At 68.9% G+C, this 13,590-nt stretch carries 5 protein-coding genes, 1 tRNA gene and 1 rRNA gene; 1 reads left to right on the top strand and 6 read right to left on the bottom strand.

What is annotated here, in order from left to right; genetic code table 11:
* Window positions 1-146 precede the first annotated feature (146 nt).
* The 3 genes from ACWDR3_RS12110 to ACWDR3_RS12100 all read right to left on the bottom strand — a co-directional run bounded on the left by ACWDR3_RS12110 (window position 147) and on the right by ACWDR3_RS12100 (window position 9,355).
* Window positions 147-2,846, bottom strand: a complete 2,700-nt coding sequence (locus tag ACWDR3_RS12110) for a DNA translocase FtsK (protein WP_450352376.1) — start codon at window positions 2,844-2,846, stop codon at window positions 147-149.
* Between the two features lie 124 nt (window positions 2,847-2,970).
* Window positions 2,971-3,654: a response regulator gene (locus ACWDR3_RS12105; RefSeq protein WP_402365000.1), complete on the bottom strand. Its 684-nt coding sequence runs from the start codon at window positions 3,652-3,654 to the stop codon at window positions 2,971-2,973.
* 244 nt (window positions 3,655-3,898) lie between these two features.
* On the bottom strand, window positions 3,899-9,355 hold the full coding sequence (locus tag ACWDR3_RS12100) for a HAMP domain-containing protein (protein WP_450352375.1): 5,457 nt from the start codon (window positions 9,353-9,355) through the stop codon (window positions 3,899-3,901).
* A 379-nt stretch (window positions 9,356-9,734) separates the two neighbouring features.
* On the opposite strand from ACWDR3_RS12100, the gene ACWDR3_RS12095 reads away from it, so the two are divergent.
* Window positions 9,735-12,488 carry a SpoIIE family protein phosphatase gene (locus ACWDR3_RS12095; protein ID WP_450352374.1) on the top strand — a complete coding sequence of 918 codons (2,754 nt, stop codon included), beginning with the start codon at window positions 9,735-9,737 and terminating at the stop codon, window positions 12,486-12,488.
* Window positions 12,489-12,541: 53 nt separating this feature from the next.
* Here the strand turns inward: ACWDR3_RS12095 and ACWDR3_RS12090 are convergent.
* The 3 genes from ACWDR3_RS12090 to rrf form a co-directional block, all read right to left on the bottom strand.
* Window positions 12,542-12,614 (bottom strand) — tRNA-Thr (locus ACWDR3_RS12090).
* A 94-nt stretch (window positions 12,615-12,708) separates the two neighbouring features.
* Complete coding sequence (locus tag ACWDR3_RS12085) at window positions 12,709-13,371, bottom strand: DegT/DnrJ/EryC1/StrS family aminotransferase (RefSeq protein WP_401722375.1); 663 nt, start codon at window positions 13,369-13,371, stop codon at window positions 12,709-12,711.
* A gap of 114 nt (window positions 13,372-13,485) precedes the next feature.
* Window positions 13,486-13,590 (bottom strand): 5S ribosomal RNA (gene rrf, locus ACWDR3_RS12080); the annotation flags it as partial.

Raw genomic sequence — 13,590 nt, 5'->3', positions numbered from 1 at the left:
GACACGCCGATGGTGGGGGTACTTCCTGTCGCTTCCCTCAACTTGACGTACGCCGAAGGGAAACGGTTGCTCAATGATCCCTTACGGGTGGATCACGATCGAACATCGGTGACCGCACCCGGTCCGGAACCCGTACCGGACTCCCTTTACGCCTCCCCGCGGATCACCGCGAGCACACCATCCAGCTCGTCACCCTTCACAAGAACGTCACGCGCCTTGGAGCCCTCGCTCGGTCCGACGATCCCCCGGGACTCCATCAGGTCCATGAGCCGCCCCGCCTTGGCGAAGCCGACGCGCAGCTTGCGCTGGAGCATGGAGGTCGACCCGAACTGGGTGGAGACCACCAGCTCGGCCGCCTGGCACAGCAGGTCGAGGTCGTCGCCGATCTCCTCGTCGATCTCCTTCTTCTGCTTGGTGCCCACGGTGACGTCGTCCCGGAAGACGGGCGCCATCTGGTCCTTGCAGTGCTGGACGACGACCGCGACCTCCTCCTCGGTCACGAAGGCGCCCTGCATACGCGTGGGCTTGTTCTGACCCATCGGCAGATACAGCCCGTCGCCCTTGCCAATGAGCTTCTCGGCGCCGGGCTGGTCCAGGATGACGCGGCTGTCGGCGAGCGAGGAGGTGGCGAAGGCGAGCCGCGAGGGCACGTTCGCCTTGATCAGACCGGTGACGACGTCGACGGAGGGCCGCTGTGTGGCGAGCACCAGGTGGATGCCGGCCGCGCGCGCGAGCTGCGTGATGCGCACGATCGAGTCCTCGACGTCACGCGGGGCCACCATCATCAGGTCGGCGAGTTCGTCGACGATCACCAGGAGATACGGATAGGTCTTGAGCTCCCGCTCGCTGCCCTCGGGCGTCTTGAGCTTGCCGTCCCGGATGGCCTGGTTGAAGTCGTCGATGTGCCGATAGCCGAACGCCGCGAGGTCGTCGTAGCGCAGGTCCATCTCGCGTACGACCCACTGGAGCGCCTCGGCGGCCCGCTTCGGGTTGGTGATGATCGGCGTGATCAGGTGCGGGATGCCCTCGTACGCGGTCAGCTCGACGCGCTTCGGGTCGACGAGGACCATGCGCACGTCCTCGGGAGTCGCGCGGACCATGATTGACGTAATCAGGCAGTTAATGCACGACGATTTACCGGAACCGGTGGCTCCGGCGACCAGGACGTGCGGCATCTTCGCCAGGTTGGCCATCACATAGCCGCCCTCGACGTCCTTGCCGAGCGCCACCAGCATGGGGTGGTCGTCCTCGGCGGCGGCCGCCAACCGGAGTACGTCACCGAGGTTGACCATCTCGCGGTCGGTGTTCGGGATCTCGATGCCGACCGCGGACTTGCCGGGGATCGGCGAGATGATCCGGACGTCGGGGCTGGCGACGGCGTACGCGATGTTCTTGGTGAGCGCGGTGATTCGCTCGACCTTCACGGCGGGGCCGAGCTCGACCTCGTAGCGCGTGACCGTCGGCCCGCGTGTGAAGCCGGTGACGGCCGCGTCGACCTTGAACTCGGCGAAGACGTTGGTGAGCGAGGCGACGACCGCGTCGTTGGCGGCGGAGCGCGCCTTGCCGGGGCCGCCGCGGGTGAGGAGGTCGAGGGAGGGCAGCGCGTACGTGATGTCGCCGGAGAGCTGGAGCTGTTCGGCGCGTGGCGGGAGGTCGCTCGGGGCCTCGGGCGCGGGCTTGGTGAGGTCGGCGACCTCGACCTTCAGCTTCTCCTGCTTGGGCCGCGCGGCCGGCACCGGCGTCGGGGTGGGCGTCGTCTCCTCCCGGTCGCCGACGCGCACGCCCTGGGTGAGGTCGGCGACGATCGGCGAGGGCGGCATCCCGTGCAGCACGGCTCCGTCGAGCGCGGCAGCGGCGGCCGCGGCGACGTCCACGGCGTCCATGGGCCGGTTCATGTCGGGCTGCTGCACGGCGGAGCGCCTGGGGCGGCCACGGCGCTTGGAGAGGGCCTCCTGCTCCGCGCTGTCGGGGTCGTACGCCTCAGGGCTCGAACCGCGCTTACGCGCGCGTGCCGGCAGCGCCTCGCGCCACTGCTCGTCGTAGCGCTGCTCGTCCTCGGCGAACTCGTCCTCTTCGAGCTCCGGCGCGTGCACGACACCGAGCTTCACGCCGAGCAGCCGCAGCCGCTGCGGGATCGCGTTGACCGGGGTGGCCGTCACCACGAGCAGCCCGAAGACCGTCAGCAGCACGAGCAGCGGTACGGCCAGCACCTCGCCCATGGTGTACGTCAGCGGGGTCGCCGCGCCCCAGCCGATGAGACCGCCGGCGTCCCTTATGGCCTGCATGCCGTCGCTGCGAGCGGGCGCGCCGCACGCGATGTGGACCTGGCCGAGCACGCCGATGACGAGCGCGGAAAGCCCGATCACGATGCGGCCGTTGGCCTCGGGCTTCTCGGGATGCCGGATGAACCGCACGGCGATGACCGCGAGCAGTATCGGCACGAGCAGGTCGAGGCGGCCGAAGGCGCCGGTCACCAGGATCTCGACGAGGTCCCCGACCGGTCCGCGCAGATCGGCCCAGGTGCCCGCGGCGACGATCAGGGCGACGCCGAGCAGCAGCAGCGCGACCCCGTCCTTGCGGTGCGCCGGGTCGAGGTTCTTCGCGCCGTTCCCTATGCCGCGGAACACCGCGCCCACGGAGTGCGCCAGGCCCAGCCAGACGGCGCGTACGAGCCTGTAGATGCCGCCGGTCGGACTCGGCGCCGGCTTCGGGGGCGCGGCTTTCTTGGCCGCCGCCTTCCTGGCGGGCGCCTTCTTCGCCGGGGGCTTCTTCGCAGCGGCCTTCTTCGCCGGAGCCGCCGCCTTCTTCGCGGGCTGCTTCTTGGCAGCGGAGGGACGTGAGGCCATAGGTGTGAGGTTACCGGTGGAGACGACAAGGGACACGTGTGCCCACTGCTTCACCCGTTCGTGTCGTCCTTGGGTGTACGCGGAACTGACGCGTCCTCATCCGCAACTGTGCCGCGCGCGGGCGTCAGTTCTGCGAAGGCACCGTCGACGTGTTCCCGGCGCCCGGCTCCAGGGCGTCCAGCGCCCGTCGCAGGCCGGTGAGTTTGCGTTCGAGATGGGCCGCCGTGGCCACCGCCGCCGCGTCCGCCGACTCGTCGTCGAGCTGCTTGGACAGCGCCTCGGCCTGCTCCTCGACGGCCGCGAGCCGCGCCGACAGCTCGGCGAGCAGAGAGGCCGGTTCCTTGGCCTCACCGACCGCGGCCTTGCCGCCGCCGCCCTCCAACTGGAGCCGCAGCAGCGCCGCCTGCTCCCGCAGTTGGCAGTTCTTCATGTACAGCTCGACGAAGACCGAGACCTTCGCGCGCAGCACCCACGGGTCGAACGGCTTGGAGATGTAGTCGACCGCGCCCGCCGCGTACCCGCGGAAGGTGTGGTGCGGACCGTGGTTGATCGCGGTGAGGAAGATGATCGGGATGTCCCGGGTCCGCTCCCGCCGCTTGATGTGCGCGGCCGTCTCGAATCCGTCCATGCCCGGCATCTGCACGTCCAGCAGAATGACCGCGAAGTCGTCCGTGAGCAGTGCCTTGAGTGCTTCCTCCCCGGACGATGCCCGCACCAGTGTCTGATCGAGCGCGGAGAGGATGGCCTCCAGCGCCAGCAGATTCTCCGGCCGGTCATCGACCAGGAGGATCTTGGCCTTCTGCACCATGGCCCGCCCTCCTCGCCCCGGATGTGCACCGGGCGCCGCCCCTGGGGACGACTCCCTTTCGCCGCCCGTCCTTGTGCCGGTCATCGTAGCCGCACCCCGCCTGTCGCCACACCCTGTCACCGCGATGTCACTGTGCACGTAGCAGAAACGCAGTGGGAGACCAGAAGGTTCCCCGCTTCCCGTACTTCTACACCGCTACGGGCACACTCAGTCAGCAACTCCGTGTGAACATCAAAGGTTCCCCTCACTCCCCTCGCATCCACTGATCCATCACAGCCAGCAGATGATCGGGATCGACCGGCTTGGTGACGTAGTCCGAGGCGCCCGACTCGATGGCCTTCTCCCGGTCGCCCTTCATCGCCTTCGCGGTCAGCGCGATGATCGGCAGACCCGCGAACTGAGGCATCCGCCGGATGGCGTTCGTCGTCGCGTACCCGTCCATCTCCGGCATCATGATGTCCATCAGGACGACCGCCACGTCGTCGTGCTGCTCCAGCACCTCGATGCCCTCGCGCCCGTTCTCCGCGTACAGCACCGAAAGACCGTGCTGCTCCAACACGCTGGTCAACGCGAACACGTTGCGGATGTCGTCGTCGACGATGAGCACCTTCTGCCCGGCGAAGCGGATGTTGCGGTGCGGCTGCAGCACCGCGCTCGGCTCCAGAGCCGTACGCGGCTCCAGGGCGCCGTTGCGGTACTCGGTGTCGAGCCCCGGCCGTCGACGGCGCCGGAAGAGCGCGGCGGCCCCGTTCTGGGTCTCCTGGTACGACTTCACCTCGGCCGGCGTCTCGATCGCCGACTCGGTGAGCTGGGCCAGGTCCGCCGCGGCCACCAGATCGCTGGCCCCGAGGGCCGGCATCGGCTGCTGATAGCCCTGCGGCGGCAGTTCGCTGGGGTGCAGCGGCAAATACAGCGTGAACGTCGAGCCGCGTCCCGGTTCGCTCTGCGCGTGGATCTCGCCGCCGAGCAGCTGGGCGATCTCCCGGGAGATCGACAGCCCCAGGCCCGTACCGCCGTACTTGCGGCTGGTCGTGCCGTCCGCCTGCTTGAACGCCTCGAAGATCACCCGCATCTTGCTGGCCGCGATGCCGATCCCGGTGTCGGTCACGGAGAACGCGATCAGGTCGGCGTCCGCGTCCCGCAGCGAACCGGCCTCCAGCAACTGCTCCCGGATCGACGCGGGTGTGTCCGCGCCGGCCGGCCTGATCACCAGCTCCACCGCCCCGGAGTCGGTGAACTTGACCGCGTTGGACAGCAGGTTGCGCAGCACCTGGAGCAGACGCTGCTCGTCGGTGTGCAGCGTGGCCGGCAGCTCCGGCGAGACCCGCACCGACAGGTCCAGGCCCTTCTCCGCGGTCAGCGGCCGGAAGGTGGCCTCCACGTAGTCGACGAGCTGGACCAGGGCGATGCGCGTCGGGGAGACGTCCATCTTGCCCGCCTCGACCTTCGACAGGTCGAGGATGTCGTTGATCAGCTGGAGCAGGTCGGATCCCGCGCCGTGGATGGTCTCGGCGAACTCGACCTGCTTCGGGGTGAGGTTGGCGTCCGCGTTGTCGGCGAGCAACTTGGCCAGGATCAGCAGCGAGTTGAGCGGCGTACGCAGCTCGTGCGACATGTTGGCCAGGAACTCGCTCTTGTAGCGCATGGAGACCGCGAGCTGCTCGGCGCGCTCCTCCAGGACCTGCCGGGCCTCCTCGATCTCGGTGTTCTTCACCTCGATGTCGCGGTTCTGCTGGGCCAACAGCTCGGCCTTGTCCTCCAGTTCGGCGTTGGACGCCTGGAGGGCCTTCTGCCGGTTCTCCAACTCGGCCGACCGCTCCCGGAGTTGCTCGGTCAGCTCCTGCGACTGCTTCAGCAGCTGCTCCGTCTTGGTGTTGACGGAGATCGTGTTGACGCTGGTCGCGATCATCTCGGCGATCTGGTTCAGGAAGTCCTTCTGGATCTGCGTGAAGGGCGTGAAGGAGGCCAGCTCGATGACGCCGAGCACCTGCCCTTCGAAGAGCACCGGAAGGACGATCACCTGCGCGGGCGGCGCCTCGCCGAGCCCCGAGGAGATCTTCAGATAGCCGCTGGGCGCGTTCTCCACGAGGATCGTGCGCTTCTCCTGCGCGGCCGTCCCGATCAGCGCCTCGCCCGGCCTGAACGACGTCGGCATGGAGCCCATGGAGTAGCCGTACGACCCGAGCATGCGCAGTTCGTACGCCTCCTCGCCCTCCGCGTCCGCCACGGGCATCGCGACGAAGAACGCGCCGTGCTGGGCGGAGACCACCGGCGTCAGCTCGCTCATGATCAGCGAGGCCACGTCCTGCATGTCGCGGCGGCCCTGCATCAGCGCGGAGATACGGGCGAGGTTGCCCTTGAGCCAGTCCTGCTCCTTGTTGGCGATGGTGGTGTCGCGCAGGTTGGCGATCATCTTGTTGATGTAGTCCTGCAGTTCCTGGATCTCCCCGGACGCGTCCACGTCGATCTTCAGGTTCAGGTCGCCGCGGGTCACCGCGGTCGCCACGCGCGCGATGGCACGCACCTGCCGGGTCAGGTTCCCGGCCATCTCGTTCACCGACTCGGTGAGGTCGCGCCAGGTGCCGTCGACGTCACGCACGCGTGCCTGGCCGCCGAGCTGTCCCTCGGTGCCCACCTCGCGGGCTACTCGGGTGACCTCCTCCGCGAAGGAGGACAGCTGGTCGACCATGGTGTTGATGGTCGTCTTGAGTTCGAGGATCTCCCCGCGCGCGTCGATGTCGATCTTCTTGGTGAGATCGCCCTTGGCGATGGCGGTGGTGACCATGGCGATGTTGCGCACCTGACCGGTCAGGTTGGACGCCATCTGGTTCACCGACTCGGTGAGGTCCTTCCACGTGCCGGCCACGCCGGGCACCCGCGCCTGCCCGCCCAGGATGCCGTCCGTACCCACCTCGCGGGCCACCTTGGTGACCTGCTCGGCGAACGAACTCAGCGTCTTCACCATGGTGTTGATGGTGTCGGCGAGCTGCGCGACCTCGCCGCGCGCCTCGATCGTCACCGTCCGGGTCAGGTCGCCGTTGGCGACGGCCGCGGCGACCTGCGAGATGTTCCGCACCTGCACGGTCAGGTTCTTGGCCATCAGGTTGACGTTGCCGCTGAGGTCCTTCCAGATGCCCGTGATGCCGGGTACGTGCGCCTGGCCGCCCAGGATGCCCTCGGTGCCCACCTCGCGCGCCACCCGGGTCACCTGCTCGGCGAAGGACGACAGCTGGTCGACCATCGTGTTGACGGTGGTGACGAGTTCGAGGATCTCGCCCTTCGCGTCGACGGTGACCTTCTTCGACAGGTCGCCCTTGGCGACCGCGGTGGTGACCTCGGCGATGTTGCGGACCTGGATGGTCAGGTTGTTCGCCATGAAGTTCACGGACTGGGTGAGGTCCTTCCAGGTGCCGGAGACCCCCTGCACCTCGGCCTGACCGCCCAGTTGGCCCTCCGTGCCCACCTCGCGGGCGACCCGGGTGACCTCCTCCGCGAACGACGACAGCTGGTCGACCATCGTGTTCAGGGTGTTCTTCAGCTCCTGGATCTCCCCGCGCGCGTCCACGGTGATCTTCTGCGACAGGTCACCCCGGGCGACCGCGGTGGCGACCTGGGCGATGTTGCGCACCTGAGCCGTGAGGTTCCCGGCCATGCCGTTCACGGAGTCGGTCAGGTCCCGCCACACACCGGCCACACCCGGCACCTGCGCCTGCCCGCCGAGGCGGCCCTCCGTGCCCACCTCACGGGCCACCCGGGTCACCTGCTCGGCGAACCCGGAGAGCTGGTCGACCATCGTGTTGACGGTGTTCTTCAGCTCCAGGATCTCCCCGCGCGCGTCCACGGTGATCTTCTGCGACAGGTCACCCTGCGCGACCGCGGTGGTCACCTGGGCGATGTTGCGCACCTGGGCGGTGAGGTTGCCCGCCATGCCGTTGACGGAGTCGGTGAGTTCCTTCCACGTACCCGCGACCCCCGGTACGACCGCCTGACCGCCGAGGCGGCCCTCCGTGCCCACGTCCCGGGCCATCCGCGTCACCTGGTCGGCGAAGGACGACAGCTGGTCCACCATCGTGTTCACGGTGTTCTTCAGCTGGAGCATCTCGCCGGAGACGTCCACGGTGACCTTCTGCGACAGATCGCCGTTGGCCACCGCCGTCGTCACCTGGGCGATGTTGCGCACCTGCCCGGTGAGGTTGCGGAACGCGGTGTTGACCGAGTCCGTCAGGTCCTTCCACGTACCGGCCGCGCCCGGCACCTGCGCCTGGCCGCCCAGTTCACCCTCGACACCGACCTCGCGCGCCACGCGCGTGACCTCGGAACCGAAGGACGACAGCTGGTCCACCATCCCGTTGACGGTGTTCTTCAGCTCCAGCATCTCGCCGGCCACGTCGACCGTGACCTTCTGGGAGAGGTCACCACTGGCCACGGCCGTGGTCACCGCGGCGATGTCCCGCACCTGGGTGGTGAGGTTGCGGAAGACCGTGTTGACGGAGTCCGTCAGGTCCTTCCACGTACCGGCCGCACCCGGCACGTTCGCCTGGCCGCCCAGCTGTCCCGCGGCACCGACCTCGTTGGCCACGCGCGTGACCTCGTCCGCGAAGATCCGCAGCGTCTCGGTCATCTGGTTGATGGTGTCCGCGAGCTGCGCGATCTCACCGCGCGCCGACACGGTCACCTTCTGCGACAGGTCACCGTTGGCGACCGCCGTGGTCACCTGGGCGATCCCGCGCACCTGGGCCGTCAGGTTGCCGGCCATGAGGTTCACCGAATCGGTGAGGTCCTTCCACACACCGGCCACACCCGGCACCTGCGCCTGCCCGCCGAGCTCGCCCTCGGTGCCCACCTCGCGCGCGACTCGCGTCACCTCGGAGGAGAACGACGACAGCTGGTCCACCATCGTGTTGACGGTGTTCTTCAGCTCCAGCATCTCGCCGGCGACATGGACCGTGACCTTGCGCGACAGATCGCCCTTCGCGACCGCCGTCGTCACCAGCGCGATGTCCCGCACCTGAGCCGTCAGCCGGTACGCCATCGTGTTGACGGAGTCCGTCAGGTCCTTCCACGAACCCGACATGCCACGCACGCGTGCCTGTCCGCCCAGCTTGCCCTCGGTGCCCACCTCGCTGGCCACACGCGTGACCTCGTCGGTGAACGTGGACAACTGGTCGACAAGGTTGTTGACCGTCCGGCCGACCTTCAGGAACTCCCCGCGCAGCGGATGCCCGGTCCCGTCCGGCGCCTGCGTCCGCAGCTCCATCCGCGGCGACAGATCGCCCTCAGCGACCGCCGACAGCACCCGGCCGACCTCGGAGACAGGTCGTACGAGATCGTCCACGAGGGCGTTCGAGGCGTCCACGGCGGCCGCCCAGGAGCCCTCGTAGGCACCCGACTCCAGCCGCTCGGTGAGCTTGCCCTCACGCCCCACCACGCGCCTTACACGCGACAATTCACCCGTCAAATGGAGATTGCGGTCGGCGACCTCATTGAAAACAGCGGCGATCTCCGACATCACGCCGTCGCCGGACACCGTGAGCCGCTTACGGAAATTCCCGTCCCGCATGGAGACGAGTGCCGTCAGCAACCGATCGAGGGCGGCTGTGTCCACCTCGGTCGTCCCGGCGCGTGGTTTGCGCTGGTTCTTCAGGGACTGTCCGCCTTTCGCGCGCGTTTTAGTGCCCCGCGTCGCTGCGCCAGACTCCACTGTGTCCCTCCCGAAGGGGTCGACCGTTGCTGCTGTGCTCGCGTACTACTGTTCGGCGTACCAGTTACTGCTGCATATCTCTGCCCGATGTAATCAGGCCACACCCAGGGGCTGCTGCCCGCCGTACAGATATGACACGCGGCCTGCCCGTACCTTCACATGAAGCCTGCCCAGTGTTTCACCCTGTCTGAACCCGGCCATAACAGTTCGGCAGCTTCGCACAGCGTCCGCACACCCTCTGGGCGGAAACACTGCAGACCGGCATCCGCCCGGACGGCGAAGGTAAGTAACCTTGCATGCGGCTGTCCAGCCGCACCGGTCCGTCCGGCCTGGGCGGTGGCACGACAACGAGCGGGCATCGGAGGGGCGGCCGCAACACATGACCACCGGACTGATCCCCGGGGGACAGCCCCCGGACCGTAGGCCGACGGGCGGCCTGCCGCATCAGCGGCACGAGCCGGTCGGCCACGCAGCCCTGCCCGTCGACAACCGGCTGAGGAGTTCTGTGATCACCGCGCGCGCGGCCGCCAGCTTCGAGCCCGTCGGTCGATCGGTAGCGACCGCCCGCTCCTTCGTCCGCGACACCCTCCAGGGCTGGGGTTTCGCCGACATCGTCGACGACGCCGTGGTCCTCACCAGCGAGCTGGTGACCAACGCCGTGGTGCACGCCGGCACCGCCGCCGACGTCCTGTGCCTACGCAGTGACGAAGGCGTACGCATCGAAGTCGCCGACCACTATCCCGAACGCGAGATCCCGCTCCAGGGCCACCCCTCCACCATGGGCAGCCCCGACCGCGAGGGCGGCCGCGGACTCCAGCTGTGCGCGGCCCTCGCCGACCGCTGGGGCGTCGAGTACACGCCCACCCACAAGACGGTCTGGTTCCAACTGGTCCTGCCGGAACGCGCGGTGGGCACGCGCGCGGCAGGCCCGTCCCTGCCCGCCGACCTCCTCCCCCTCGCCGACGGCCGGGTCCGCGTCGCCGTCGTCCAGATCGACCGCGGCGGCGCCATCACCGCCTGGAGCGAGGACGCCGAGGAACTCTTCGGCTACCCCTCCGACCAGGTCACCGGCAAGCCCCTCACCGACCTCGCGGCCTGGCCGCACACCCCGGGCACCAGCACCGGCATCGTGGAGGCACTCCAACTCTCGCGCTGGGAAGGCAGTTACGGCATAAGGGGCGCCAACGGCCGCGTCACCCCCGTCTACGCCTCCCACCTCCGCGTCCGCGACACGGGCGGCGAGCCCTCCACGGTCTGCCTCCTGGTGCGCGACCACGAACGGGCTGTGCTGCAGACCCCGTTGCGGATGCCCTCGTCCGACTCGAGCACCTCGCCCGACGGCCAGAGCACGGACCCCTTCGAGGTGTTCATCGGCTCCCCCGCTCCGGACGACCTCGACGGTCTGCTCCAGCGCACGGTGGAGCGCGCCCGCGACATGCTCGACGCCGACTCGGCCTTCCTGCTCCTGGCGACCGACGACGAAACGGAGTTGGAGGTCCGCGCCTCCACCGGCCTGCCCTCCGCCCGCCAGCGCTTCGCGCGCGTGCCCGTCGAGGCCGGCCCCGGCCGCTACGGCTCGGCCCGCATGCCCGCCGTCCACGACGACCTCACCGCCGTACCCGGCGCCGTCCCGCTTCTCAACGGCACCGGCATGCGCTCGGTCGTCACGGTCCCGCTGAAGGTCGAGGGCCGCCTCACCGGCTCCCTCGGCGTGGCCGCCGAGTCACCCGGCAGATACTCGAACGAAGAGGCCCTGCGCCTCCAATTCGCCGCCGACCGCATCGCGTTGGCCGTCGAGTCGGCCCGCCTCGGCGAACTGGAACGCCTGCGCCGAGGCTCCCTGAGCTTCCTCGTCGAAGCCTCCGACCTCCTCGCCGGCACCCTGGACCGCGACCAGACCCTCGCCCTGATGGCCCAGATGACGGTCCCGACACTGGCCACCTGGTGTGCCGTCTACACGATCGCGGACCAGGCCTCCGAGCCGTATCTCTCGTACGTCCTGCACGAGGACGAGGAACTCATCGACGGCATCAAGTCGTTGCTGTCGAAGATCTCCCCGCCCGACCCGGTACCGACCCCGGGTGCGCGCGTCTGGTCGAAGCCCGGAGAGGTCGCCCACCAGGCCGCCCTGCGCAGCTCCATGCGCAGCCTCGGCCTCACCGGCGGCCCCACCCGCCAGGTCGCCTCGGGCATCGGCCCGACCCTCGCGACAGCCTCCGCGGTCGGCGGCGAGACGGTCGTCCTGCCCCTGGTGGCCCGCAACCGCGTCATCGGCATGCTGACCCTCGGCAAGCCCACCGACGAACACTTCCGCCAGGAAATCCTGGAACTGGCCGAGGACTTGAGCCGCCGGGCCGCCCTCGCCCTCGACAACGCCCGCCTCTACTCCGAGCGCACGGCCATCAGCCAGTCCCTCCAGCGCAGCCTCCTGCCGCCCGAACTCCCCGAGATCGACGGCGTAGAGGTCGAGGTCATCTACCGCGCGGCCGGCGAGGGCAACGAGGTCGGCGGCGACTTCTACGACCTCTTCCCGATCAGCGACGGCGCCTACGGCTTCGCCATCGGCGACGTCTGCGGCACCGGCCCGAACGCGGCCGCGGTCACGGGCCTGGCCCGCCACGCCCTGCGGCTGCTCGCCAGGGAGGGCCTCAGTGGCCCGGCTGTCCTGGAGCGCCTCAACTCCGCGATCCTCGACGAGGGCGCCCGCAGCCGCTTCCTGACGCTCCTCTACGGCGAGTTGCGGCCCCAGGAGGACGGCAGCGCGGAACTGAAGGTGGTCTGCGCCGGCCACCCCCTCCCGCTCCGCCTGCGCCAGGACGGCACGGTCGAACCGGCCGCCGAACCCCAGCCGCTCCTCGGTGTCATGGAGGATCTGGAGCTCTACGAGCAGACGGTCACCCTCGACCCGGGCGACGTCCTCCTCTGCGTCACCGACGGCGTCACCGAACGCCGCGAAGGCACCCGCATGTTGGGCGACGACGGTCTCACCGACGTCCTCACGACCTGTACGGGCCTGACGGCCGGCGCGGTCGCCGCCCGCATCATGCGCGCGGTGGAACGCTTCGCGTCCGACGCCCCGTCCGACGACATGGCGATCCTCGCGATGCGCGTCCCGGGCCTCCAGAAGGACTGACCCCGAACACGCAGAAGGCCCCGCCCAATTGGGCGGGGCCTTCTGACTGCTTGAGCCCTCTAACGGAATCGAACCGTTGACCTTCTCCTTACCATGGAGACGCTCTACCGACTGAGCTAAGAGGGCCTGTCACCTTTCGAGGTTTCCCTCGCGGCGACGAAACAGATCATACCCCGAACAGACCCGTGGGCCCAACCTCCGCCGCCTGCCCCCGACTCGGTCAGAAAGCGGGCTGCAACAGTCCCCCGAGCGCGTTGCACGCGGACACGATCCGCTGCATCTCCCGCTTCGTCAACGAGGCGTCCACCGGCAGCGCGAGCGTCTCGTCGGCGGCCCGCTCGGTCTCCGGCAGAGCCACACACCGCCGGAACTCCGGCAGCCGATGCACAGGCGTCTTCACCGGCACCCGGCACTCGACTCCCCTGCCCCGCACGGCCCGAGCGAAGGCGTCCCGATCCGGCCGCCCGTTCCCCGGCACCCGCACGACATACTGCTGATAGGTGTGCCCGTCCCCACCATCAGGGGTACGCACCCCCCGCAGCTTCGCATCGAGATAGGAAGCCCGCTCCCGCCGCTGAGCGATCTCGTCGTACGGCGCCTCGGACTCCCCCTGCTCCAGCACCAACAGCCCGTGCCGCTGCCCGATCCCATGCAGCCGCGCGATGTCGGCCGGCCGCCCGAAGCGGTGTACGACGACGATCGCCGCCGTACGCGAGGTGACGGCCGCCTCCACAGCGGACGCATCGAGGCAGTACGTCACCGGATGTATGTCGGCGAACACCGGCAGCGCTCCGGCCATCGCAACGGCCTCGGCGACCTCGACGTTCCCGAAGGCCGGCACCACGACCTCGTCACCGAGTCCGACGCCGGCGGCCCTGAGCATTGCAGCAGTACCCATGCTTTGGATGGTTGTTGCGGAACGTGAACTTCAAGTTACGCACAACAAAAAAGGGTTGGACCCGGAACCAAAGTTCCGGGTCCAACCCTTTGAATAATCGTTCGGCGGTGTCCTACTCTCCCACAGGGTCCCCCCTGCAGTACCATCGGCGCTGTAAGGCTTAGCTTCCGGGTTCGGAATGTAACCGGGCGTTTCCCTCACGCT

The sequence above is a fragment of the Streptomyces sp. NPDC001002 genome (assembly GCF_053599215.1).
The sequence above is the reverse complement of the archived record's forward strand: the minus strand, read 5'-3'. Positions and strand labels throughout refer to the sequence as shown.